Source organism: Micromonospora sp. CCTCC AA 2012012, from assembly GCF_040499845.1.
In the GTDB taxonomy this organism is placed as follows: domain Bacteria; phylum Actinomycetota; class Actinomycetes; order Mycobacteriales; family Micromonosporaceae; genus Micromonospora; species Micromonospora mangrovi.
Genome location: NZ_CP159342.1, coordinates 5742370 through 5763513, shown reverse-complemented (window position 1 = coordinate 5763513; position 21144 = coordinate 5742370). Strand labels below are relative to the sequence as shown.

General features: G+C 72.4%; 33 protein-coding genes. 27 read left to right on the top strand and 6 right to left on the bottom strand.

All coding sequences use genetic code 11. The features are described 5' to 3' along the window. Positions 1–62: 62 nt before the first annotated feature. Positions 63–2465: a M4 family metallopeptidase gene (locus tag ABUL08_RS26045; RefSeq protein ID WP_350932637.1), complete on the bottom strand. Its 2403-nt coding sequence runs from the start codon at positions 2463–2465 to the stop codon at positions 63–65. 170 nt (positions 2466–2635) lie between these two features. On the opposite strand from ABUL08_RS26045, the gene ABUL08_RS26040 reads away from it, so the two are divergent. Beyond that, positions 2636–3097 (top strand): hypothetical protein, encoded by a 462-nt coding sequence (locus ABUL08_RS26040; RefSeq protein WP_350932636.1) that lies wholly within the window; start codon positions 2636–2638, stop codon positions 3095–3097. Between the two features lie 108 nt (positions 3098–3205). Beyond that, positions 3206–3865: a type 1 glutamine amidotransferase domain-containing protein gene (locus ABUL08_RS26035; protein WP_350932634.1), complete on the top strand. Its 660-nt coding sequence runs from the start codon at positions 3206–3208 to the stop codon at positions 3863–3865. Between the two features lie 128 nt (positions 3866–3993). On the opposite strand, the gene ABUL08_RS26030 is transcribed toward ABUL08_RS26035, so the two are convergent. The 4 genes from ABUL08_RS26030 to ABUL08_RS26015 form a co-directional block, all read right to left on the bottom strand. Beyond that, positions 3994–4605 carry a histidine phosphatase family protein gene (locus tag ABUL08_RS26030; RefSeq protein WP_350932633.1) on the bottom strand — a complete coding sequence of 204 codons (612 nt, stop codon included), beginning with the start codon at positions 4603–4605 and terminating at the stop codon, positions 3994–3996. Between the two features lie 67 nt (positions 4606–4672). Further along, the gene (locus ABUL08_RS26025) at positions 4673–5092 is read right to left on the bottom strand and encodes a VOC family protein (protein ID WP_350932632.1); all 420 of its coding nucleotides are present in this window, start codon (positions 5090–5092) and stop codon (positions 4673–4675) included. 53 nt (positions 5093–5145) lie between these two features. Next, positions 5146–5547, bottom strand: coding sequence for an AraC family transcriptional regulator (locus ABUL08_RS26020; RefSeq protein WP_350932631.1), 402 nt, complete (start codon positions 5545–5547; stop codon positions 5146–5148). A 10-nt stretch (positions 5548–5557) separates the two neighbouring features. Continuing rightward, entirely contained in the window at positions 5558–6448 is an 891-nt protein-coding gene (locus ABUL08_RS26015) for a sigma-70 family RNA polymerase sigma factor (protein WP_350932629.1), read from the bottom strand. A gap of 150 nt (positions 6449–6598) precedes the next feature. Between ABUL08_RS26015 and ABUL08_RS26010 the strand changes: the two genes are divergently transcribed. Beyond that, complete coding sequence (locus ABUL08_RS26010) at positions 6599–7063, top strand: carboxymuconolactone decarboxylase family protein (RefSeq protein WP_350932628.1); 465 nt, start codon at positions 6599–6601, stop codon at positions 7061–7063. A 205-nt stretch (positions 7064–7268) separates the two neighbouring features. Here the strand turns inward: ABUL08_RS26010 and ABUL08_RS26005 are convergent, their stop codons facing one another. Beyond that, complete coding sequence (locus ABUL08_RS26005; protein WP_350932627.1) at positions 7269–7835, bottom strand: helix-turn-helix domain-containing protein; 567 nt, start codon at positions 7833–7835, stop codon at positions 7269–7271. A gap of 228 nt (positions 7836–8063) precedes the next feature. Here ABUL08_RS26005 and ABUL08_RS26000 point away from each other — a divergent pair, with 228 nt between their 5' ends. The 24 genes from ABUL08_RS26000 (at position 8064) to ABUL08_RS25885 (ending at position 21144) form a co-directional block, all read left to right on the top strand. Further along, positions 8064–8312 carry a helix-turn-helix domain-containing protein gene (locus ABUL08_RS26000; protein ID WP_350932626.1) on the top strand — a complete coding sequence of 83 codons (249 nt, stop codon included), beginning with the start codon at positions 8064–8066 and terminating at the stop codon, positions 8310–8312. A gap of 89 nt (positions 8313–8401) precedes the next feature. Beyond that, entirely contained in the window at positions 8402–8599 is a 198-nt protein-coding gene (locus ABUL08_RS25995; protein WP_350932625.1) for a hypothetical protein, read from the top strand. A 174-nt stretch (positions 8600–8773) separates the two neighbouring features. Next, entirely contained in the window at positions 8774–9523 is a 750-nt protein-coding gene (locus tag ABUL08_RS25990) for a hypothetical protein (protein ID WP_350932624.1), read from the top strand. Continuing rightward, entirely contained in the window at positions 9523–10119 is a 597-nt protein-coding gene (locus ABUL08_RS25985) for a GGDEF domain-containing protein (protein ID WP_350932623.1), read from the top strand. Before ABUL08_RS25990 ends, ABUL08_RS25985 begins: the two co-directional genes overlap by 1 nt. Continuing rightward, entirely contained in the window at positions 10116–10328 is a 213-nt protein-coding gene (locus tag ABUL08_RS25980) for a hypothetical protein (protein WP_350932622.1), read from the top strand. The genes ABUL08_RS25985 and ABUL08_RS25980 overlap by 4 nt, the downstream gene beginning before the upstream one ends. Then, complete coding sequence (locus ABUL08_RS25975; RefSeq protein ID WP_350932621.1) at positions 10325–10459, top strand: hypothetical protein; 135 nt, start codon at positions 10325–10327, stop codon at positions 10457–10459. Before ABUL08_RS25980 ends, ABUL08_RS25975 begins: the two co-directional genes overlap by 4 nt. Continuing rightward, positions 10456–10758, top strand: coding sequence for a hypothetical protein (locus ABUL08_RS25970; protein ID WP_350932619.1), 303 nt, complete (start codon positions 10456–10458; stop codon positions 10756–10758). The genes ABUL08_RS25975 and ABUL08_RS25970 overlap by 4 nt, the downstream gene beginning before the upstream one ends. Then, positions 10755–11114 carry a hypothetical protein gene (locus ABUL08_RS25965; protein ID WP_350932618.1) on the top strand — a complete coding sequence of 120 codons (360 nt, stop codon included), beginning with the start codon at positions 10755–10757 and terminating at the stop codon, positions 11112–11114. Before ABUL08_RS25970 ends, ABUL08_RS25965 begins: the two co-directional genes overlap by 4 nt. 1 nt (position 11115) lies before the next feature. Beyond that, positions 11116–11337: a hypothetical protein gene (locus ABUL08_RS25960; protein WP_350932617.1), complete on the top strand. Its 222-nt coding sequence runs from the start codon at positions 11116–11118 to the stop codon at positions 11335–11337. Further along, positions 11337–11663, top strand: coding sequence for a hypothetical protein (locus tag ABUL08_RS25955; protein ID WP_350932616.1), 327 nt, complete (start codon positions 11337–11339; stop codon positions 11661–11663). The genes ABUL08_RS25960 and ABUL08_RS25955 overlap by 1 nt, the downstream gene beginning before the upstream one ends. After that, a complete protein-coding gene (locus ABUL08_RS25950; protein ID WP_350932615.1) occupies positions 11656–11865 on the top strand; it encodes a hypothetical protein in 210 nt (69 codons plus the stop codon). The genes ABUL08_RS25955 and ABUL08_RS25950 overlap by 8 nt, the downstream gene beginning before the upstream one ends. Beyond that, positions 11865–12167, top strand: a complete 303-nt coding sequence (locus tag ABUL08_RS25945; RefSeq protein WP_350932614.1) for a hypothetical protein — start codon at positions 11865–11867, stop codon at positions 12165–12167. The genes ABUL08_RS25950 and ABUL08_RS25945 overlap by 1 nt, the downstream gene beginning before the upstream one ends. After that, complete coding sequence (locus ABUL08_RS25940; RefSeq protein WP_350932613.1) at positions 12164–12355, top strand: hypothetical protein; 192 nt, start codon at positions 12164–12166, stop codon at positions 12353–12355. The genes ABUL08_RS25945 and ABUL08_RS25940 overlap by 4 nt, the downstream gene beginning before the upstream one ends. 121 nt (positions 12356–12476) lie before the next feature. Then, entirely contained in the window at positions 12477–13394 is a 918-nt protein-coding gene (locus ABUL08_RS25935; protein WP_350932612.1) for a hypothetical protein, read from the top strand. A gap of 10 nt (positions 13395–13404) precedes the next feature. Beyond that, entirely contained in the window at positions 13405–14214 is an 810-nt protein-coding gene (locus ABUL08_RS25930) for a hypothetical protein (protein ID WP_350932611.1), read from the top strand. Positions 14215–14269: 55 nt separating this feature from the next. After that, positions 14270–14548, top strand: a complete 279-nt coding sequence (locus ABUL08_RS25925) for a hypothetical protein (protein ID WP_350932609.1) — start codon at positions 14270–14272, stop codon at positions 14546–14548. Further along, on the top strand, positions 14545–15264 hold the full coding sequence (locus ABUL08_RS25920) for a hypothetical protein (protein WP_350932608.1): 720 nt from the start codon (positions 14545–14547) through the stop codon (positions 15262–15264). Before ABUL08_RS25925 ends, ABUL08_RS25920 begins: the two co-directional genes overlap by 4 nt. Continuing rightward, positions 15261–15590 (top strand): hypothetical protein, encoded by a 330-nt coding sequence (locus tag ABUL08_RS25915; protein ID WP_350932607.1) that lies wholly within the window; start codon positions 15261–15263, stop codon positions 15588–15590. The genes ABUL08_RS25920 and ABUL08_RS25915 overlap by 4 nt, the downstream gene beginning before the upstream one ends. 2 nt (positions 15591–15592) lie before the next feature. Further along, a complete protein-coding gene (locus ABUL08_RS25910) occupies positions 15593–15844 on the top strand; it encodes a hypothetical protein (RefSeq protein ID WP_350932606.1) in 252 nt (83 codons plus the stop codon). Positions 15845–15958: 114 nt separating this feature from the next. Then, positions 15959–17026, top strand: coding sequence for an HNH endonuclease (locus ABUL08_RS25905; protein WP_350932604.1), 1068 nt, complete (start codon positions 15959–15961; stop codon positions 17024–17026). Beyond that, positions 17023–18030 carry a hypothetical protein gene (locus ABUL08_RS25900; RefSeq protein ID WP_350932603.1) on the top strand — a complete coding sequence of 336 codons (1008 nt, stop codon included), beginning with the start codon at positions 17023–17025 and terminating at the stop codon, positions 18028–18030. The genes ABUL08_RS25905 and ABUL08_RS25900 overlap by 4 nt, the downstream gene beginning before the upstream one ends. 182 nt (positions 18031–18212) lie before the next feature. Continuing rightward, on the top strand, positions 18213–18608 hold the full coding sequence (locus ABUL08_RS25895) for a hypothetical protein (protein WP_350932602.1): 396 nt from the start codon (positions 18213–18215) through the stop codon (positions 18606–18608). 272 nt (positions 18609–18880) lie between these two features. Continuing rightward, positions 18881–19504 (top strand): hypothetical protein, encoded by a 624-nt coding sequence (locus tag ABUL08_RS25890; RefSeq protein ID WP_350932601.1) that lies wholly within the window; start codon positions 18881–18883, stop codon positions 19502–19504. After that, positions 19501–21144 (top strand): hypothetical protein, encoded by a 1644-nt coding sequence (locus ABUL08_RS25885; RefSeq protein WP_350932600.1) that lies wholly within the window; start codon positions 19501–19503, stop codon positions 21142–21144. The genes ABUL08_RS25890 and ABUL08_RS25885 overlap by 4 nt, the downstream gene beginning before the upstream one ends.

Sequence of the window (21144 nt, the reverse complement as noted above, 5' to 3'; positions counted from 1 at the left end):
GGCGCGGGCCCGACGACCACCCGCGTGGGGTGGCCGCCGGGCCCGCCGGGGCCGGGGTCAGGTCAGGAGACGTTGACCGCGGTGTCGTCCACCACGAAGGAGGTCTGCAGCGAGACGTCCTCCGCGCCGGTGAGCTTCAGGGTGACGGTCTGGCCGGCGTACGGGGCCAGCGAGAAGGACTTCAGGCTGTAACCGGTGGCCTTGTTCAGGTTCGAGTACGTGGCCAGGGTCGCCAGCACGGTGCCGGAGGAGTTGAGCACCTGCACCTTGAGCGTGTCGTACGCGGTGCCGGTGGTGGTCTCGGCGCTGTCGATGTGCAGCCAGAAGCTGAAGTTGTAGTTCGTGCAGCCGCTCGGCAGGCTCACCGACTGGGAGAGCGTGTCGGTGTGGGTGCTGCCGTAGCCGTCCAGCCAGGCGTTCCAGGTGCCGCCGTGGGTCGGCTGGCCGGAGCCGCCGTACTGGCCGATGACCCCCGAGGTGGACGACCAGACGGTGTTACCGGACTCGAAGCCCGGGTTGCCGAGCTTCTGGCCGGGGCTGGTGCAGCCGCCGCCCGTGCCGTTCACCGTCAGCGAGTAGGTCGCCGAGTGGGCGACCGCGCCGGTGCCGGTGACGGTCACCGTGTACGTCCCCGCCGGGGTGCTCGCCGAGGTGGCGATGGTGAGGGTGGACGAGCCGCCCGAGGTCACCGAGGTCGGGTTGAACGACGCGGTGGCGCCGCTCGGCAGGCCGGTCGCGGAGAACGACACGGTCTGCGCGGTCCCGCTGGTGGTCGCGGTCGACACGGTGGTGGAGACGGAACCACCGGCGGTCACCGAGCCGGAGGTCGGGGAGAGCGCGACGGAGAAGTCGTTCCCGGTCGACGAGCAGGGCGCGTCGGAGCCGGAGACGGCCACCGCGGTCCACGCCGCCTGGACGGCCTTGTACTCGGTGGAGCAGTTGCCGTACAGGTCGGTCGCCGCCTTGAGGCTGTAGGCCCGGGCGGTGTTCGACGGGGTGGTGGTGTTGACGTACGACGTGTTCGAGGTGAAGTAGACGTCGAGCGCCCGGAACCAGATCTTCTCCGCCTTGGCGCGGCCGATGCCGGTCACCGCCGGAGCCGAGCCGCAGACCGGCGAGGTGCCGTACGCGGTGGCACCGGTGCCCTCGGCCAGGTTGAAGAAGAAGTGGTTGGCCGGGCCGGACGAGTAGTGCACGTCCTTGTTCTTCGTGCTGGTGGTCCAGCAGGAGTCGGACGAGCCGTCCAGCGACGGATTGTACATGTAGCGCAGCGGCGTACCGTTGCCGTTGATGTTGATCTTCTCGCCGATCTGGTAGTCACCCGGGTCGGCGGTGGTGTTGGCGTAGAACTCGACCATGGTGCCGAAGATGTCGCTGGTGGCCTCGTTGAGGCCGCCGGACTCACCGGAGTAGGTCAGGCCGCCGGGCACCACGTTCTCGGTGACGCCGTGGCTCATCTCGTGGCCGGCCACGTCGAGCGCGACCAGCGGGTTGGCGTTGCCCGAACCGTCGCCGTAGGTCATCTGGGAGCCGTCCCAGAACGCGTTGACGTAGTTGCTGCCGTAGTGCACCCGGCTCGGCACGCCGGTGCCGTTGCCGAAGATGCCGTTCCGGGCGTGCACGTTGGTGAAGTAGTCGAACGTCTTGGCGGCGCCGAAGTGCGCGTCCACCGCGGCGGACTGCCGGCTGGAGTTCGACCCGGTGCCCCAGGTGTTGTCGGCGTCGGTGAACGTGGTGCAGGTGCCGCTGGTGGTGTTGTTCATGTCGCAGGTACGGCCGTTGCCGTGCGACGGGTCCACCATCTGGTAGGTGCTGCCGGAGAGCGTGGTGTCGACGCTGACCGTGCCGGAGAAGATGCTGTTGCCGGTGCCCGCGACCGACTCGATCTCGTCGTACGAGCCGATCACCTTGCCGGTCGTGGCGTCGGTGATGACGTGCAGCTTCGACGGGGTCTGCTTGTCCGCCCTCATGCCGGAGGCGACCGTCTCCCAGGCCAGCCGACCCTTGCCCGAGCTGGCGTCGACGAAGAGCTCCGGGGTGCCCACGGAGCTGAGCGAGCCGGAGAACGTCTTCCGCGCGCTCGCCTGCGCCGCCGCCTTGCCGACCTTGGCGGTGGTGCCGAGGGTCAGCGGCGCGGCCAGGCCGACCGAGGTGCCGGCCAGGTTGCCGTCGGGGGCGGTGTGGATGACGAAGTCACCGCCGTAGACCCGCAGGCCGTGGTAGGTCCGGGTGTAGCGGGTGTGCGCCGCGCCGTTGGCGTCGACCTTCGTGCGGACCGCCTGGTACGCCTCACCGCTGACGCCCTGGACGGCGCCGGGGTGGGCACGGAGCAGACTGTCCGCCCGAGCTGCGGCGGTGGACGGGGCGGGGGCGCTGGGAGTCGTCGCGTACGCCGTGGTGGTGACGCAGGTCAGCACGCTGCTGGTGAGCAGCGCTGCGCTGACGGCCGCGAGGGGTCTTTTCACGGGCCCTCCTGACGGGGGAAAGTTGTGACGGGGGTAGTCACGCATGTAGATATAGCGATATACGGAGAGGAGCGGAAGGGGGCAACGCTTTCCTGCCGGACACACTGGCCGAACGGATGAGGCGGCGCAGGTGTGGGAACCGGGCGGCACCGTCGTGCGTCCGATCCGGCATGAGACCGACCCCCGCCCTGGTGGCCACCGCCGCCACCCTTCTCATCGCACTCACCGGTTGCGCGACGACCGGCTCCACCCCCTCCGCCCCGAACGCCGCCTCCCCCTCGGCCACCACCGGCGTACGCGTGGTGCTGACGAAGTCCGGTGGCATCGCCGGCCTGCGGGACACGGTCACCGTCGAGCCGGACGGTCGCTGGACCGTGGCCGACAAGACCGGCGCGACCCGCACCGGGCAGCTCTCCCCCGCCGACCTCGACCGGTTGCGCCAGCTCACCACCGACCCGAAGCTGGCCGCCGAACCGGCCGACACCGCCGCCCCGACCAACTGCGCCGACGCGTTCACCTACCAGCTCACGGCGGGCAGCCGCACCACCGGTTTCGTCGACTGCCCCACCGACCCCGACCGCCCGGCGACCACCGCCGCCGTGGCCGACCTGCTCACCCGCGCCACCGCCTGACGGACCGGGCCCCCTCCCCGCCGCGCCGGTGAAGGGGCCCGGCAAACCTGTCGCCGGTGTGGCGTTCACCTATGGCCGGCCCCCGTGACAGCGCGCCAGAGTGGTGGCATGACTCGTGCACTCATCGCTCTGACCAGTCACTCCAAGCTCGGCGAGACCGGCCGCGAGACCGGCTTCTATGTCGGCGAGGCCGCGGAGCCGTGGGAGGTCTTCCGGGCCGCCGGCTATGACGTCGACCTCGTCTCCGTGGCCGGCGGGCAGCCGCCCCAGGACGGCCGGGAGGAGAACGACAAGACCCAGAACGACTTCCTCGCCACCGCCGACGTGGCGAACACGCCGAAGGCGGCGGAGGTCGACCCGGCCGGATACGACATCCTCGTCTTCGCCGGCGGACACGGCGCGATGTGGGACTTCCCGGGCAACCCCGACCTGGCCCGGATCGCCCGCTCGATCTACGAGCGCGGTGGCGTGGTCGCCGCGGTCTGCCACGGCCCGGCCGCGCTGGTCGACCTGAAGCTCTCCGACGGCGCGAACCTGGTCGCCGGCAAGCGGGTGGCCGGCTTCACCAACGACGAGGAGGCGGCGGTCGGCCTGACCGACCAGGTGCCGTTCCTGCTCGCCGACAAGCTCACCGAGGCCGGCGCCCAGCACGTCCCGGCCCCCGACTTCACCGAGCACGTGGTCGTCGACGACCGCCTCGTCACCGGCCAGAACCCCCAGTCGGCCCGCGCCCTCGCCGAAGCCATCGTCACCCTCACCAACGCCTGACCCACCCCGCCCCGCACACCCTGCCGGACGGACGCAAATTCACGGAAAGAGTGGCCATTCCACGCCGGATGGCCACTCTTTCCGTGAAAAAGGGAAACGGCGGCGCGGGCGGATCCCGGGTGCGGCGGTTAGAAGGTGTAGGGCGGGGGGAGGCCGGTGGCGCGTAGGTCGGGTGGCAGGTGGGCGACGTCGTTGAGGGCGATCAGGGTGGGTGGGCCGCCGGAGCTGTAGCGGATCACCGTCAGGCCGCCGTTGTGGAAGTTGAGGCCCAGCCAGCGCCGCTCCGGCGCGTCCAGCGCGTGCCGGACCAACCAGGCGATCAGGAAGGCGTGCGTGACCACCAGCTCGCGGACGTCACCGTCGGCCGGCGGAGCAGCGAACCGGGCCACCGCCTCCGCCGTCCGGCGCGGCCCGTCGATCCGGTCAGGCTCGTCGAACCCGGCCAGCAGACCGGCGTACGCCGGGGGCAGCCCCGCCGGAGCCGTGTCGTGCGGCAGGTGGTCACCGACCGTCTCGTCGGCGTACACCGGGACACCGGGCAGTGCGGCGGCGACCAGGCCGGCGGTCTCCGCGGCCCGGCGGAGCGGCCCGTGGTGGACGGCCGTGAGCGGCGTCCGGCGCAGCCGCTCGCCCAGCAGCGTCGCCTGCCGCCGCCCGCGCCCGGTGAGCCCGGTGTCCGTGCCGGCCTCCGGCCGGTCCTGCTCGCCGTGCCGGGCCAGGAAGAGCACCCGTGTCGCCACTCGCCACCTCGCCTGATCGGTGGGCGCGAGCCTAGCCCGCGCCCACCGGTCGCGCCGCCCCGCCGGCTCAGGCGCGCGGGAACATCTGGCCGATGCGGATCTTGTTGCCGAACGGGTCACGGATGCCGAAGTCGATCCCGTACGGCCGCTCGGTCGGCTCGTCGGTGATCTCCACGCCCTTGGCCACCAGATCCTCGTACGTCTTCTGCGCGTCGTCGGTGGTCATGAAGAGGAAACCGCCCAGCGCGCCCTTGGTGAGCAGCTCCCGGACCTGCTCGGCGGTGGCCGGGTCGAGGGCCGGCGGGCCGGGCTTCTCCAGCAGGATCTCCCGCGTCGGCTCGCCGGGCAGGTTGACCGTGAGCCAACGCATGAAGCCGAGGTCCTGGTCGGTGTTGACCTCCATGCCGAGCTTGCCGACATAGAAGTCGAGCGCCTGGTCCTGGTCGAGAACATAGATCTGGGAGCGGGTAATCGAGTTCATCGTCATGCCGAGAACGCTAGACCGACGCCCTGACCTGGTGCTTATCCAAAACTGACCAGTCAGCGGGCGCTGCTCGGGCGCATCCAGGCCTTGGCGAAGCAACTCGGCACCGCCGTGACCGGTGCCCGGCGGCGCCGGTGCTCCGACGGGGACTCGCCGACGATGTCCCGGAACGTCCGGCTGAACGTGCCCAGGCTGCCGAAGCCCACCGCATAGCAGATCTCGGTGACCGACTGCTCGGTCTGCACCAGCAGGTCCATCGCCCGCTCCACCCGACGCCGTTGCAGATAGCGGTGCGGGGTCTCGCCGAAGGTGGCCCGGAACGTGCGGATGAAGTGCGCCTCGGAGACGTGCGCGATCCGGGCCAGCGCCGGCACGTCGAGCGGCTGCGCGTACGACCGGTCCATCGCGTCGCGGGCACGCAGCATCGCCCGGTTGGACTCCTCCACGGCGCGGCTCATCGCCGTCAGGCTACCGCTCGTCGGCGCCGGAGCCGGTCGCCACGACCACGTCGAGGGCGGCGAGCAGCGCCGGATCCGCGATCGCCTCGACGGCGAGGATCCGGTCGGCGACGACGAAGCTGAGCGCGAAGCGGAGCTGACCGTCGACGACCACCACCGCCCCGGGCGCCCCGTCCACGAACGCCGGCACGGCGGCCTGCGCCCGGCCGGAGAAGAACCGCGCCACCGCCGAGGAGCCGTGCAGCTCGCCGGTCGCGCCGTTCCGGACGACGACGGCATCGGGGCGCAGGACGACGTGCGGGTCGAGCAGGGTGACCAGGTCGTCGAACCGCCCCTCGCGGGAGGCGGCGAGGAACGCCTCCACCACGCCGCGCTGCCGGACCGGGTCGGTCTCCGGCACGGTGGGGCCGTTCCGCACCCGGCGGCGGGCCCGGCTGGCGATCTGGCGTACGGCCTCCGGGGTGCGCTCCACCACCGGGGCGATCTCGTCGAAGGAGACGGCGAACATGTCGTGCAGGACGAACACCAGCCGTTCGGTGGGGCCGAGTGACGTGAGCACCACGTCGAGCGCCCGACCGACCGACTCGGTGAGCAGTGCCTCCTGCTCCGGATCGCGTTCGCCGGGCACGTCGGCGGACGGTCCGTCACCGGCCACGTCCACCGATTCCTCGTGCCGCGCCGCGGCCGACCGCAGTCGGTCCAGGCAGACCCGGCCGACCGTGGTGGTGAGCCAGCCCGGCAGGTTCTCGATGGTCTCCGCGTCGACGCGGCTGAGCCGCAGCCAGGTGTCCTGCACGGCGTCGTCGGCCTCGGCGGCGGAGCCGAGCATCCGGTGGGCCACCGCGCGCAGCCGCGGGCGCTGTTCCTCGAAGCGTCGGGCCAGCAGATCGGTGTCGCTCACGCCCCCGCCATCCTGACCGACCTCGCAGCCCGAGAGTGACCGTCGCCACATCTGTCACGCCGCCCGTCCGGGCCTCGACATCCAGGTGACGGAGCACGAGCGGCGGCGCGACCGGCGCCGACGAGCCTAACAGGACAGGACGGACCAGAAATGACCCAGGAAGCGCGCATCCAGAACCCGGCGACCCTGCTCCCCGAGGCCGTGAAGGCGATCAACCTGCTCTACCGGGCCGCGCACTCGGCGGGCGTACCCGGCACCACCCTGGAACTGGTCCACCTCCGGGCCAGCCAGATCAACGGCTGCAGCGCCTGCGTCGACTCCGGAGCACGCGCCTCCCGCAAGGCCGGCGAGACGGAGGAGCGACTCTTCGCGGTGGCCGCCTGGCGGGAGACGCCGTACTTCACCGAGGCGGAGCGGGCCGCGCTCGCCCTCTCCGAGGCCGCGACCCGGCTCGCCGACCGGAGCGACCCGGTGCCGGACGCGATCTGGGCCGAGGCGGCCCGCCACTTCGGCGAGCAGGAGCTGGCGGCACTGGTGCTCTGGATCGCCACCACGAACTTCTTCAACCGGATCAACGCGACGACCCGCCAGCCGGCCCCGCAGCACTGGGGCTGAGCAGGAACCGCGCGGGTGGTGACCACCGGCCACCCGCGCGGCGCTCTGCCCACTGCCGGTCGGGTGCCTGATGGAATTGGAGCCCCCGGCCGGGATCGAACCGGCGACATCTCGCTTACAAGCAGACACCGGCCGAGCGTCGTTCGGTTCCAGGCTTTCCGCGTGATCAGCGCGTGCGCAAACCCGATAAGCGAATGGTCGCTGACTAGGCCGATCGAGCGTCTGGCTCGACCGGTTCGGCTCCTCCCTCGCTCCCGCCGGCGGGCGGCTGGAGATCCCGGAGCGTCCGGATCGCAGCGACCTTGTCCGCGTCCGGAGCGTCCAGCGCCAGGACCGCGTCCAGCGGGTCGCCGCCTGCCCGTACGGCCCTGATCAACACCACCTTGACCGAGTCAGGCCGGTCGAGTCCGAGCAGGAAGTCGACGTCCAGCACCGGGGACACAGGCGTGGCGGCCGAGTAGGAGCCCGAGGGCATCACGCCCTCGGGCAGTTCCTGGCCGTCGTTGATGAACCTCTCGATGGTGCCGGCCGGCCAGCGCATCACCCGCTCGACGCCCGCGTAGCTGAAGGCCTTGAGGCGCTCGCCGGTCTCGGCCTTCCGCCACGTCTCGGGACTCATCGGCGCCTGCTTCGCCGCTCGGTCGATCGTCAGGCCGGCGGCCTGGCGTCGGTTGCGCACCTCTCGGCCGAGGGCCTGTCGGCGGTCGTCGAGGTCTAGCCGCTCACGGCTGCTGTCGGACGCCTCGTGGTGGCGCTCAGCCTGCCTGCCCATGCCTAGGTCGCTCCCGGTTGCGTAGCGAGTCGCCCTCTTTGCCCCCACGGCAGCCCTCAGTGTGCCAGGAACGCACAGGAACGCGCGAACCCCTGGTTAGACACGGCGCGCTATCCGTGCCCGTGAATCCTTCTCGCGTGTTCACTCACCCCAGGTAGGGAAGGTTTTTCGGTGTTCCTAGGTGTACCTGGTTGCTAGTTGTGCCTACCTGTGCCTAGAGTGGCCGCCATGAGGACACGTAGGGCAAGGCCCACCACTGCGGTCCCGATCAACGGGGCCGCCCTGCGACGGATCCGAATCGACCGAGGGATAGAGGTAGCGGAGCTGGCACGCCGAATTCAGGTGTCCAGGCCGTACATCTCGAAGCTGGAGCTCGGGCACTCCAAGCGCGTCAGCCCGACGGTGCACAAGGCGCTGCTCCAGGTCCTCCAGCTGACCGACAGAGACGCGCTACGAGCAGACACGGCAGCAGCCTGATGGGCCGCGAGACGCAGGGCTACGCCGCCCTGCCGCCCTCGCAGCGCCAGCTGCACGCGTCACTCGGCTCGCTGACTCGCTGGTCTCGCGTGAACAGCCAGGAGCAGCGAACGGAGGCGCTCGCGCCGGCCCGGGCGGCCCGCCAGAAGCAGTGGGAGCGCCAGGCCGACCCGGCCGGTGTGCTCAGCGCGGACGAGCTGGCGGCTGCGGTCGACCGGCTCAAGAAGGCGCACTACCGCCGGATGGCCCTCGCGAGCGCGAAGAAGCGGAGCCGCGATGCGGCCTGAACGACACGAGCCCTCAGCCGCGGCTACGGCAGAGGGCCCGCAATGCCAGTCCCTGACCCGCCAAGACCAGGAGATCCAGATGACCGAGATCGTACCGGAGGTGGAGCTGCCCCGGTGGACGTGGCCGGCTCCAATGCAGGACTCGGCGCTTCGCGAGGACGAGGTGACGTTCTCGTGAGCACCGTGGATATCGCTGGCTGGTCCCGGCAGTACGAGGCGAACCAGAAGCTGCCCTACCTGCCGGACGGCAACTACGACTTCGACCAGGCCGTGGCGGAGCTGCGGTCCGCGGTGGCGGAGATCGCCCCGAACGCGGCCGACTGGGTCTCGCCGGTGCTGCGGGTCCTGCGTCACCGGCCCGGCCTGGCCGCCCAGGTACTGCACGACCGCGAGCCGACCTGCCTCAGCTGCGGCGGCAGGAAGCACTGCCTGGGCTGTGACGACACCCGACCGCAGGCGAAGCGGCTGTGGCAGGGGTGGCGGTTCGTGTCGCCGTTGAACCGGTGGGAGACCGTCGAGCGGGTCGAGCAGACCAGCGAGTACGCGCCGATGCGGGTGTGGACCGACCAGACCGGCCCGGACTACTCGTGGCTGATCCCCGGGTTCCGGCGGCTCGACGCGGCCGGACCGGCGCTGCGCCCGCACGGCACGGCCGAGATCCGGATCGTCGAGTACGACTACGCCCGCGACGCGCCGATGTTCGCGGTCGCCACCCTCGACACCGTCCACAGCCCGGAGGTCGCGGACCACCTCGCGGAGGCCCGCTACAGCCGCGAGGACGGCTGGAAGGTGAGGCACCGGCCGGACGGCGGCGGCGACCCGGTGGTGGTCGACTGCGGGCGGAGCAAGGCGAAGGCCCGCACCGCGCTGCGGGCCGCCGCACGGCAGCACGCGAAGGCGCTCGGCGTGAAGGTCGCCCAGTGATGGCGCCCGGGCTGGAGCGCGACCGGCAGGTCGCCCAGCTGCAGGCGCGAGTCGCGGAGCTGGAGAGCCAGCTCCAGGAGGCTCTCGACGCGGCCCGCCGGGACCCCCTCACCGGCCTCTACAACCGGGCCGGCCTGGCCGAGGCGTGGTGGGCGGTCCAGGGCAACTACAAGCTGGCGCTGCTCGACCTGGACGGCTTCAAGGCCGTCAACGACACCTACGGCCACGCCGCCGGCGACGCCGTTCTCACCGCGATCAGCGCCAGCCTGTGCGGGTACCCGATCGCCGCTCGGCTCGGCGGTGACGAGCTGGTCGTGATCGGCCGGATGCCCGGCGGGCCCGACCGGTGGTGGCCGGTGCCGCTGCCCGTGCCCGGCGCGCCCGTGCTGCACGTCACCGCCACCGTCGGCATGACCGACGTGGTGCCCGGCGACCTGGCCACCACACTGCTGCGCGCCGACGCCGCGATGTACCGCGCCAAGCGCGCCGCGAAGGGCTCGCTCGTCGCCTACGACCCGTCGATGGACGACCGTCCGGTCCACCCTCGCCCCCGCGTGCGGCTGCGAGACCGACTTTCTGATCAGGAGGCAGCGTGAGCCAGATCGACATGATCGACGGAGGCGTCGACACCGCCCGGGTGTCCGGCGCCGCGGCTGATCGGATCCACCGCGAGCAGCGGCAGGCCGACGCCCGCGCCTACCTCGAGCGCACCGGCAACGAGGACCTGCTGCCGGTCCTCGGCCTGGTCGAGTCGGTTCCGCCGAAGCGCCAGCCGCGCAAGCGGGTGGGTGGTGGGCGCACGTGACCGACGCCCTGCGCACCGCCGGCGCGCTGCTCGCCCTCGTCCTGATCTGCCTCGCCATGTGGGCGGCCGCCGCCGGTGTTCTCCAGCTGCTGTGGACCTTCCTGCTCTTCCTGATCGGAGCCAGCGCATGACCATCAACCTGACCACGCCCGGCCGGACCGCTGCGGTGGCCGCGGCCGCCGTGAAGCGCATCGTCGGTGAGCGGTTCGCCCGGGAGCCGGAGCACGAGGGCGCGGACAGCATCGGCTGGGCGCAGCAGCTCCGCGAGATGCGCCTCGCCGAGGCCGCTCCGCTGGCCCGCACGCCGCTGGCGCTCGCCGCCGCCCCGTACCGGGAGGTCGTCGACGAGCACCTGGGCGTTCTGCGTATCGCCGCCCAGGAACCGGCCCGGCTCTTCCACGCTCTCGCGGGATTGGCGGCTACCCGATGATCACGACCCTGCCTCACCCGGACTGGTGCGAGCCGGCCCTGTGCGACGCGGAGGTGCCGACCCTGCCGGCTGCCGGCGGCGTGCACCGCAGCCCGCCGCAGCGCCTCGTCCTCGTCCTGCCGATGGGCGACTCGGTGCTGCTGGTGGCGCAGCTGCAGCGCCCCGGCTCCGTGCGGTACGGCGAGGCCGACCGGAAGCGACGGACCCTCGACGAGGTCGCCGACGAGCAGACCAACCTCGCGGTGCAGATCGGCGGCGGTCCGATCACCCTGGTCCCGGTCGACCAGGCGCGGATGCTCGCCGAGCACCTGGCGCCGCTGCTCGGCCTGACCGTCGAGGCCACCAGCGGTGTCTAGGGTGCCGCGCCGGCCCGCTCGGCCGACCGTCCTGCCGCACCGGTACGTGCGGCAGGACGGCGTGCCCGAGGACCCCTGGTCGAAGCTCGCGCCGTGCCGGGAGTGCCACAAGGTCGGCCGCGCTGGCGACGTCCAGCACCCGGACGAGCTGACCGCGATGCCGCCGACGCCGCCGGCGGCGCAGGAGCTGGAGGACCGGATCCTCGGCGAGCGGGAGTGGTGATGGACGACCTGACTCCGCCGCCGGCGGTGACCGCGCACCTCGACCAGACCCGCGCCGCGCTGGTCGACCTCGTCGCCGGCGCCGCCGAGCACGTCGACGCCGACGCCTGCCCGCACGCCGGTGTCTGCCCGGGCGACCAGGTGACCGATGTCCTGGCCGCCACCGGCCGGGCGGTCCGGGACGACCTGCTGCGCATGGCGATTGCCGAGCTGGCCCGCCTCGGCTACACCCGGCCGGCCCGCTACCGCCTCACCCGCGCCGCGTACGCCGCCCTGGACGCCACCCAGCCGCGCCGGCCCTGGCCGTTCGGCGGCCGCCGTGCCTAGCGCCAAGCCGCGCGCCAACTCCTCGCTCGGCCTGGAGGTGTGGGCCATCGGCAGCTGGGACGAGCTGACCGGGCTGCGCTCGCAGCTCGCCGGCGGCGGCCGGCTACTCGAGGTCGGCGACCCGCACGTCCTGGCCGGCCCCGACGCCGGCCGCTACCGCCAGTACATCCGTGTCCACGTCCGCACCAGCGAGGGGGCCTGATGGACCACCAGCGACTGCTGGCCCGCACCAAGACCCGGATCGCGTTGCTGCGTGCAGCCGCCGCCGGCGACGTCACCCACGACTGCGGTGAGGACTCCTTCTCGCTCCGAGACACCTCCACCGGCCAGAGCCGCTCCTCCGGCGTCACCGCTCGCGCCAAGGAGCAGCTGGCCGCCGAGTGGATCCGGATCGGCCCCGCCCTTCCCCAGCAGCGGTCCCAGCACCAGATCGAACCGACCGAGCTCGGACGACGCATCCTCGCCGACGTCGACGAGCAAGCCGAAAGGTTCCTCGACCGATGAGAAAACCCGACGACCAACTCCAGCAGGTACTCGCCGAGCGCTACGGCAGCCCCGTCGACGTCGCCGTCGAGCAGTCCGCGCCACCGCCGGTGCCCGTACGCCGCCTGGCCGACTCGACGGATGGCCCTCAGCGGCACCGCCGTCGGGCACTCCTGGACGCCCTGCGCCCCAAGGGCCGGGCTGCATGACCCTGACCGTCAACACCAACGGCGCGGCACCCGGGCATGGGTGCCGCGCCGCCTGTGATCCCGAAGGACCAGATGTGAAACCTCACCGTACCGCACCCGGCCGACCCTCTGCAGGTGCGCGATGACCGCCCCGGTCCGCTGGTACGCGGACACCTACCAGGACGCGGTCTGGGACTCGTCCCTGCCACCGCGCGCCAAGCTCCTCGCCCTCGCCTATGCCCGGCACGTCCGCGACGGCCAGGGCGACCGCACGCCGGCGGCCGACCTGTCCTGGCTGACCTACGACCGGGCGATGGATCAGGCCAGCATCGGCAAGCGGGCGCTCGTTACCTCCACCCAGCAGCTCCTGGTCGAGAAGGGCTGGCTGGTGCCCGTCCGGGTCATCCCGCGCCGACCGACGCTCTACCGGCTGGCCATCCCAGCTGCCGCCGCTGGTACCCCGGAGGGAACTACCGACGACAGCCCGGAGGGAACTACCGAACCCGGCGTGGTTCCCACCGGGGAACTACCGGCCGCCGCTGGTAGTTCCCTTCCGGCCGCCGCTAGTTCCCTTTCCGAGACCGGTGGTTCCCAGGAGGGAACCACGGTAGTTCCCACGGGGGAACGCAACTCCTCTCTCAGAAGTACCTCTCAACATCATCCTCAGCGCGGTGGGACCGTCGCCTACGTCGCCGACCGGTTGAGCGTGGATGACGACGAGGCAACGAAGGTCATCGAGCAGATCCGAGCAGCTGCCCGGAAGCCGCCCCGCTCGCTCGGCGCGTACGTCCGGAGCCTGACCCACGACGACCTCATCGACCACCTGACGGCCGTCCGCACCGCCGCCCGCCCGGCTCTGCCCCCGACGGCGGCCGACGACCGGCCGGTGCCGGCCTGGCGCCTAGACCTGGCCGCCCGGCAGGCCCCCCGCCGCGGCCCGGGCGCGGACCTCGCTCGCCGAGTCCTCGCCGGCGAGATCCGCCCCCAGGAACTACCCGACCCCGATCACGACGGCCACGAGCTGGCCTCGGTGATCCCGCTCCGCGCTCACACGGCCTGAGGAGACTGCCATGAACCTCGACCCGAAGACCATCGCCGCCGACCTGATGGTCAGCAACGCCCGTTTCGTCACGGCCCCCGAAGTGTGGGCGCACATCGGGCAGGCGTACGACACCGCCGAGCTGGACGCGTCGCTCGCCGACGAGGTCGCCGACCTGATCGCGAAAGCTGGCATCGGCCTGACCTGGCCCGACGGCACCACCAACACCGAGCTGGACGCCGCCCGCGTCGAGATCGAGCGGCTGAAGACCCGAGTCAACGAGCTGACCCGAGGCGCGGGTGCTACCGCAGCGGACTCCGACGAGCTGCCCCCCACCACCGAGACGCCGTTCGAGGCCGCTCACCGCCTCGCCCCCCAGCCCGCCACCCGCGACACCGCCACCCGCGACGCCTGGATCCGGCACTACGCCGCTGAAGCCCTCGCCGCCTACGCCGTCTTCCAAACCGAGATCAACGCTCACCTGGCGGCTGGCCCGCATGCCGGGTCCCGCCTCGACCTCGGCTACCTCATCCTGGCCGCCGGAGCGGCCACCACCACCGCCGCAGCGCTCGCCGACCCGGCCGACGCCCCCAACCTCATTTGGGATCTGACGCCCGAGGCGGGAGCCCTCAACGGCGAGTGGCAGGACTGGCTAGTCGAGACGCTCGTCAAGCACGGCGTCAACCCCGGCCACATCGACCGCGAGTACGACCCGGACGACTTCGCTGACGCTCTCGCCGCCGAGCCCAGCGATGAGCCATACGTGTGCCCCGAGTGCGGAGAAACCGCCTACCTGCACTTCCCGCAGTGCTCGATCGCCGCAGCCCGGGTGACCCCGTGACCGCGCCGCCCACCCCCGCCCCGTTCCGAGCACACACGGCATGAGGAGGCTCCCGATGCCCACACACCGCCGCCGCCCCGCCTGGGAATCCGACCTGGCCGCCCGGGAGGCCCGCACCCCGACCGAGGCCGCCGAGCGGGCCCGCCGCGGCCGCGCCCTCGTCGACGCCGCGCTCGCCGGCGACGCACCGGCCGAGGCCGCCGAGCCGTCCGAGCCGTCCCCGCCGGCCGGCTACGAGTACGTGGCCTGCGTCGCCTGCTACCGGCCGGTCTGGGGCCTGCCCGGATCTCGCTGCCCCGCCTGCAAGCCCGCCACCTCTGGAGGACCGAAGTGACCCACACCGACAGCCGGGCCGTCGACGCGCTGCTCGACCACCAGCTCACCCTGGCCCGCGTGTGTAAGGAGCAGCAGAAGGGCCTGACGTACGCGTGGGGCCGCGTCGACGAGCTGCACCAGGCGGTCACGACCGCCGACGCGCACCGCGACCGGTACCGCGAGCAGGCCGACCGTGCGAACGCGGAGCGCCTGCGACTGGCCGAGGAACTGGCCACCGTCCAGGCCGCCAACCGCCACCTGGAGACCAAGCTGCGGCAGGCGATCGGCTCCGACCTGCGCAGTGGGCTGGTGACCAGCCTGGTCGCCGCGCTGATCGTCAACGCCGCCCCGGCCGGGCCGAGCGCCTTCGAGTTGGCCGCGCACCTGCTCGGCGAGCTGGCCAACATGACCGACGGCCGGGAGCCGACGCTCGGCCAGCCGACGTCGACCGGCCGATGGGGTCCGTACTGCGCGTGCGGCCTCTCGACGTCTGTGCCGGCCGGGCACCGGCTGCACCGACCGCACTGCGACCGGGCACCGAGGCCCGCCCAGTCCGGACCGGCAGCCCGGGAGCTGCCCGCCGCACCCGCCACGCCACAGCCTCCGGCGAAGCCTGCGGCGGCCGCCGGACCGGCCCCGCTGACGCCTTGGTGGCGCAGGCTCGGCACCCGGACCCGACCCGCCCGTCACTTGGATGTCACGACGACCACCGACACCCCTGGAGAGACGGCATGACCTCGACACCCGTGGCGTACATCAGCATCGGCAACTCCGACGACAAGCTCACCCAGCGGGAGTGGGCGGACTTCGTCTGGCGGGTCGCTCTCGCTGTGCAGGAGGCGTCCGAGTACGCGGGCGGCGGTGTCCACGGCCAGTGGATGTCCCTGCCCGCCGACTCATGGCAGAACGCCTGCTGGGCCCTGCAACTGCCCGCTGACCCGGCGCCCGTCGACCGGCTTCGCGCGATCCTCGCTGGCCTCGCCGCGGAGTTCCGGCAGGACTCGATCGCCTGGGCGCTCGCCCCGACCACCGAGTTCCTCAACCCGCCGCCGAGGAGCTGACTATGGCCGAGATCGTCCGCACCGCAACCCAGGTTGAGCGGCAGTACACCAACGACGGGGACGGGCCGATGCGGACCATGCAGGTGGACGTCGTGGTCCGCGGCATCGCCGGCTGGGACGCCAGCGTGATCCGTGACTTCGTCAAGGGGCTCGACCTGGCCGGAGCACCTGGCACCGCGTTGATCGAACGCAGCGACTACGGCCTGACCGCGCGGTGGCGCGAGCGCGTCGACCCGCCCGAATCACCCGTGTAGCGGCTTCCCGCCGCCACGCACCTCGCTCACCGCGGCGCGGCCATCCCTTGACGGATGGCCGCGCCATCGCATGCAGGGACACTCATTGAAGTTGATCATTAGGCGGGTGTGCTGATGCCGTATTGGCTCGAATCTGACACCTTCGCGGACGAAGCGGTGTGGGACGTCCTCGCCGGCGGCGACGCTAACGCCGTCGACCACCTCCAGGCGGCCTACTGCCGCCTCAAGGCCAAGGCCAGTCACATCAAGAAGGACGGCTACCTCACCGAACAGACCGCGATCCGGTACGCCCGCCGCCGCCGTTGGCTCGACCTGCTGTGCACGCCGGTGCTCGACGAGCAGCCTCTGCTGCACCGGCCGGACGACGACTGCCCCTGCCTCGGCGACACGTGGATCGACGGCTACGCCTACCGGATCCATAACTTCCTGCGCCGCAACCCGTCCCGCACCGAGTACGAGCGCAACCGCGCCCAGCGGGCAGACCTGCGCTCCGCGCCGCTCAAGGCGATGGTGTACGCCCGCGACGGCGGCGCCTGCCGGTACTGCCGATCCGGACCGCTGTCGGCCAAGGCCGGCCGCGCCCGGGACCGCCGCAAGGTCCTCACCTACGACCACGTCGACCCCGACAAGGCCGCCGGCGAGGACGGCGCGAACCTCGTCGTCTGCTGCGGCCGCTGCAACGAGTACAAGGGCCACCGCACCCCCTACGAGGCTGACATGGTCCTGCTGCCCGAGCCCACCCCGCAACAACGCGGCGCGTGGGCCGCCCGCGACCAGGTGCTCAACGACCTCCCCGACCACCAACGGATCACCGACGAAACAGCCACCGATCACCGATCGGGCGCTGATCCGATCACTGATCCCGTCACCGACCCCAACGGTGATCGAAACGGTGATCCAAACGACGAGTCGACAGGACAGGTGTATCCGCAGCACGGCGGCGACCAGCACGAACAGCGGCCCGCGGGCGTCGAGGGGGGTACCCAGCTGGGTCGGGTCGGGCACCGCCGTGATCACCCCGATCCCAGCCCTCGCCCCACCCAGCCGGCCCGGCCCCCGGACTCCCCGGACATCTACCACCGGCGGTCCCGTCCCCCGGCCCTGCCGCCACCTGAGCCTCACTACGTCTGGCCACCCGGAGCTGTCCCCGCCACCCCACCCGCCGCTGAGGAGGACCTGTGACCGCGCACCGGTGCCAGTGGTGCCAGAAGCCCGACCCGACCGGCGGCTACGTCTGCCCCGCCTGCTACCGGCCGGTCGGCCTCGCGCTGCGGGAGATGGTGACCCTCGCTGGCGAGCCCGACGTCAACGTCAGCCGGCAGGCCCGCTACGGCGCGACGAACGGCCCGCGCTCCGCCGAGCCGCCCATCCCCGTCGACCTCGACGCCTCTGCGGCCGCGTGGGCCGCCGCGCACGTCGTGGTCACCTGGATGGACCACATCGCGACCGCCCGGGGCGTGCCGCTGCCGCGCCGGCGTGCCCGCGCCATCGGGCCGCTGTGCCCAGGCGCCGGCTGGGCAGCCCTGCCCGGCCGGTGCGGCCACCCGTCGTGCGACGTGATCCGCGACCGCCGCCCCGAGCACCCGGTCGCGGCCGCCGCCCAGTTCGTCGTCGACCACCTGCACTGGCTCCGCCGCCAGCCCGATGCTGCCGACGCCGCCGAAGAGCTGCTCGGCGCGGCGAACGCCGTCAAGCGGATCATCGAGAACCCGGCGGACCGCTGGTACGCCGGCACCTGCGCCACCCCGATCGACGGCGACCCGGACCGCCCGTGCCCGACCGACCTGTACGCCTGGCCCGGCGTCACCTGGGTCCGCTGCCCCGGCTGCCACACCACCCACCAGACCGGACCCCGCGTACGGTGGCTGCTCGACGAGGCCCGCGACGTCCTCGGCACCGCGACGCAGCTGGCCACCGCCGCCGCCCGGCTCGGCCGGCCCTGCACCGCCGGGCAGCTGCGCGCCCTCGCCCAGCGCGGCCGCCTGGTCGCGGCGCGGATCGCACTGGACGACGGAGTCGAGGGCCCGCTGCTGCTCGACGTCGACGAGTGGCAGCGGCCGCGCTATAAGTTCGGGGACGTCCTGAACCTGCTCGACCAGATCGCCGAGCAGCGCCAGCGAGACGAGGAGGAACGGGCTCGGCGGGCTGCCGATCGGGCCCGGAAGGCAGCCGCCGCCCAGGGGTGACGCGCCGGTCGACCCGGCTGCTTGATCAACCCCGGGAGCAGCGCGTACGCTCATCCTCCAGTAGGACAGGTGTACCTACTGGATGATCTACCTGTTGCACGCGGCAGGCCGCAGGGCGTCGAGCCCCGCAGCCCAGCGAACGCCCCGGCCCTCCGTCCGGGGCGTTCGTCGTGGAGGGGCCGATGCCGAGGGCGTGGAAGATCTGCTCGGGTGCGGGCCCGGACGGGACGGGCTGCATCGAGCCGGTGCCGTCGGGCCGGTGCCCGGCCTGCATCGCCCGGGCCGAGCAGGTCCGGGGTACATCGCGGGAACGGGGATACGACCGGCGGCACGAGCGGCGCTTCCGCCGCCAGGTCCTGCTGAAGAACCCGCTGTGCGTGTGCACCGACGACGGCCACGGCCACGGCGCCCAGTGCCTACGCCCGTCCCGGCACGCCGACCACTGGCCCCGCGACCGACGCGACCTGGTCGCCGCAGGCCTCGACCCCAACGACCCGCGCCGCGGCCGCGGCCTGTGCGGCCGATGCCACAGCAAGCACACCACCGCCGAGCAGCCGGGAGGCTGGCATGCCCGATGAACTGTTCATCCCGAGGCAGGCCGACGCCGAACGAGCGGCACGCATCGTCGAGCAAGCCCGACGCTGGTACCAGACGCCCCCCTCGCGAATGTCACGCAGAGTGATGAACGCCGGAGGGGTGGGGGGTGACCCCCAAGGCCCCAGGTCAGCAGTACCGCCGGGGAGGTAGAAAATGGGGTGTACGGGTCTGGGAGATCCGGGGCACCCCGCGACCGTCACGCGATGTGACGGTCGGGCCGTCTGCGGCGCGATGCCGCGAGGGGGAACCGATCATGGGTGGGATGGGGCCGGCGCCGAAGCCGGCGGGACAGCGCCGCCGCCGCAACGCCACGGTCGCGACGACCCGGCTGCCGGTGGAGGGGCGCGGAGGTCGACGGGCACCGAACTGGCCGCTGGTCCCCGACGTGGTGATGGCCGCGCGGCGAGACATGCTCGCCGCCGCGGTGGTCGACCTGGAGGAGGACCTGGCCGAGCTGGAGGGCACCCGCAAGGAGGCGTCGGTCCGCCGGCGGCTGGAGGCGACCAGGGAGAAGCTGGCCATCGTCCAGGCGCAGATGAAGGCGCAGCGCGCGCTGGAGGCTGACCTGTGGCGGGACCTGTGGCGGCTGCCGCAGGCGGTGGCGTGGGAGCGGCTGCGCTGGACGCGCGACGTCGCGCAGTACGTGCGGCACAAGGTCCTCGCCGAGCTCGGCGACCTCGCCGCGGCCAAGGAGGCCCGGCAGTGGTCGGACCGGCTCGGCCTGTCGCCGATGGCGATGCTGCGGCTGCGGTGGGAGGTCGTCGAGGACGAGACCGCCGCCAAGCGAGCCGAGCGAGCCGAACGGCAGCAGCCGGCAGCCGCGGCGACGTCGGGTGCCCCCGCGGCTGACCCGCTCGCCGCGCTGCGTGCGGTGTGAGCGTCTTCGTCGTCCCGCCCCTCGATGAGCAACCCTGGCCGAGCCTCGGCCCGCAGCTGTGCGACTTCCTCGAAGAGCGGGCCATCCACGGCCCGGGCGACCTGCGCGGCCGGCCGGCCAGCATCGACGTGGAGAAGCGGGCGCTGCTCTACCGGGCGTACGAGGTGTACCCGCGAGGGCATCCCCGGGCCGGGCGCCGGCGCTTCAAGCGGGCCGCGATCAGCCTGCGCAAGGGCACCGCGAAGACGGAGCTCGCGGCGTGGGTCGCGTACGCGGAGCTGCACCCGGAAGCGCCGGTCCGCGCGGCCGGCTTCCACCTGGTCGACGGGGTGTGGCAGCCGGTCGGCGCGCCGGTCACCGACCCGTACATCCCGATGCTGGCCTACACCGAGGAGCAGACCGAGGAGCTGGCGTACGGGGCGCTGCTGGTGATGTGCACCGAGGGCCCGGACGCAGACCTGTTCGACTCGGGCAAGGAGCACATCACCCGCATCGACGGGGAGGGCAAGGCAGAGGCGGTCGCCGGGTCGCCCTCGGCGGCCGACGGTGCTCGCACGACCTTCCAGCACTTCGACGAGACGCACCGCATGCTCCTGCCGCGGCTCAAGGACGCCCGGCAGACCATGCGGAACAACCTGCCCAAGCGGGTGCTCGCGGACGCGTGGGAGCTGGAGACCACCACCACCTACGGCGAGGGTCAGGGCTCCTGCGCGGAGGACACCCACCAGTACGCCGAGATGATCGCCGCCGGCAAGGCCCGGGACCCGTCGCTGTTCTTCTTCCACCGGGAGGCGTCCTGGCGCGACGACGAGGACCTGGAGGACCGGGAGCAGCTGAAGGCGGCGATCCGAGAGGCGTCCGGGCCGGCGATCGCGGCGTGGCCGGACTTCGAGGGCCAGGTCGAGTCGATCGCGTCGCTGTATCAGCAGCCCGACACCGACAAGATGTACTTCCAGCGGGTGTGGCTCAACCGCCGGCGCTCGGCCGAGCGCAACGCCTTCGACCCGGCGCGGTGGGAAACCCTCGCCCGGCGCGAGGTCCGGATCGAGCACGGCGAGCCGATCACCATCGGCTTCGACGGGGCCCGCTGGCGCGACGCCGTCGGCTTCATCGCCACGCACATCGAGACCGGCTTCCAGTGGCCACTGCGCTACTGGGTGCGCCCCGACGACGCCGAGGGCTGGGAGGTCACCGACGACGACGTCGACGGCGTCCTGACCGAGGCGATGGACCTCTACGCGGTGCGGCTGGTGTACGCCGACCCGCCGCGCTTCGAGTCCGCCGTGGCCCGCTGGTCAGGCCGGTGGGGAGAGCGTCGGGTGCTGGAGTGGTACACCAACCGGCCCCGCCAGATCGGCCAGGCGATGCGCGCCTACCGGACCGCGCAGACCTCCGGCGAGCTCACCCACAACGGCGACACGACGTACGCCGAGCACATCGGCAACTCGGTGCGCGGCGACCTGAAGATCCGCGACGACGACGAGACCCCGCTCTGGACGATCTACAAGGTGCGGCCGGACTCGACGAAGTACATCGACCTGGCCATGGCCGGATGCCTGTCCTGGAGAGCCCGCCTGGACGCCCTCGCCAAGGGCGGCTGGAAACGCAAGAAACGCAAGCAGATCATCGTCAGGAGGTGA

What these genes read in the sequence shown, in the direction of transcription:
- ABUL08_RS25930 (WP_350932611.1), top strand. Translation starts at nt 13,405, where the DNA reads ATGAACCTCGACCCGAAGACCATCGCCGCCGACCTGATGGTCAGCAAC.
- ABUL08_RS26010 (WP_350932628.1), top strand. Translation starts at nt 6,599, where the DNA reads ATGACCCAGGAAGCGCGCATCCAGAACCCGGCGACCCTGCTCCCCGAG.
- ABUL08_RS26005 (WP_350932627.1), bottom strand. Translation starts at nt 7,835, where the DNA reads ATGGGCAGGCAGGCTGAGCGCCACCACGAGGCGTCCGACAGCAGCCGT.
- ABUL08_RS26025 (WP_350932632.1), bottom strand. Translation starts at nt 5,092, where the DNA reads ATGACGATGAACTCGATTACCCGCTCCCAGATCTATGTTCTCGACCAG.
- ABUL08_RS25915 (WP_350932607.1), top strand. Translation starts at nt 15,261, where the DNA reads ATGACCTCGACACCCGTGGCGTACATCAGCATCGGCAACTCCGACGAC.
- ABUL08_RS25910 (WP_350932606.1), top strand. Translation starts at nt 15,593, where the DNA reads ATGGCCGAGATCGTCCGCACCGCAACCCAGGTTGAGCGGCAGTACACC.
- ABUL08_RS25890 (WP_350932601.1), top strand. Translation starts at nt 18,881, where the DNA reads ATGGGTGGGATGGGGCCGGCGCCGAAGCCGGCGGGACAGCGCCGCCGC.
- ABUL08_RS25895 (WP_350932602.1), top strand. Translation starts at nt 18,213, where the DNA reads ATGCCGAGGGCGTGGAAGATCTGCTCGGGTGCGGGCCCGGACGGGACG.
- ABUL08_RS25985 (WP_350932623.1), top strand. Translation starts at nt 9,523, where the DNA reads ATGGCGCCCGGGCTGGAGCGCGACCGGCAGGTCGCCCAGCTGCAGGCG.
- ABUL08_RS26040 (WP_350932636.1), top strand. Translation starts at nt 2,636, where the DNA reads ATGAGACCGACCCCCGCCCTGGTGGCCACCGCCGCCACCCTTCTCATC.
- ABUL08_RS25970 (WP_350932619.1), top strand. Translation starts at nt 10,456, where the DNA reads ATGACCATCAACCTGACCACGCCCGGCCGGACCGCTGCGGTGGCCGCG.
- ABUL08_RS25945 (WP_350932614.1), top strand. Translation starts at nt 11,865, where the DNA reads ATGGACCACCAGCGACTGCTGGCCCGCACCAAGACCCGGATCGCGTTG.
- ABUL08_RS25940 (WP_350932613.1), top strand. Translation starts at nt 12,164, where the DNA reads ATGAGAAAACCCGACGACCAACTCCAGCAGGTACTCGCCGAGCGCTAC.
- ABUL08_RS26035 (WP_350932634.1), top strand. Translation starts at nt 3,206, where the DNA reads ATGACTCGTGCACTCATCGCTCTGACCAGTCACTCCAAGCTCGGCGAG.
- ABUL08_RS25905 (WP_350932604.1), top strand. Translation starts at nt 15,959, where the DNA reads ATGCCGTATTGGCTCGAATCTGACACCTTCGCGGACGAAGCGGTGTGG.
- ABUL08_RS26000 (WP_350932626.1), top strand. Translation starts at nt 8,064, where the DNA reads ATGAGGACACGTAGGGCAAGGCCCACCACTGCGGTCCCGATCAACGGG.
- ABUL08_RS25965 (WP_350932618.1), top strand. Translation starts at nt 10,755, where the DNA reads ATGATCACGACCCTGCCTCACCCGGACTGGTGCGAGCCGGCCCTGTGC.
- ABUL08_RS25935 (WP_350932612.1), top strand. Translation starts at nt 12,477, where the DNA reads ATGACCGCCCCGGTCCGCTGGTACGCGGACACCTACCAGGACGCGGTC.
- ABUL08_RS25955 (WP_350932616.1), top strand. Translation starts at nt 11,337, where the DNA reads ATGGACGACCTGACTCCGCCGCCGGCGGTGACCGCGCACCTCGACCAG.
- ABUL08_RS25925 (WP_350932609.1), top strand. Translation starts at nt 14,270, where the DNA reads ATGCCCACACACCGCCGCCGCCCCGCCTGGGAATCCGACCTGGCCGCC.
- ABUL08_RS26020 (WP_350932631.1), bottom strand. Translation starts at nt 5,547, where the DNA reads ATGAGCCGCGCCGTGGAGGAGTCCAACCGGGCGATGCTGCGTGCCCGC.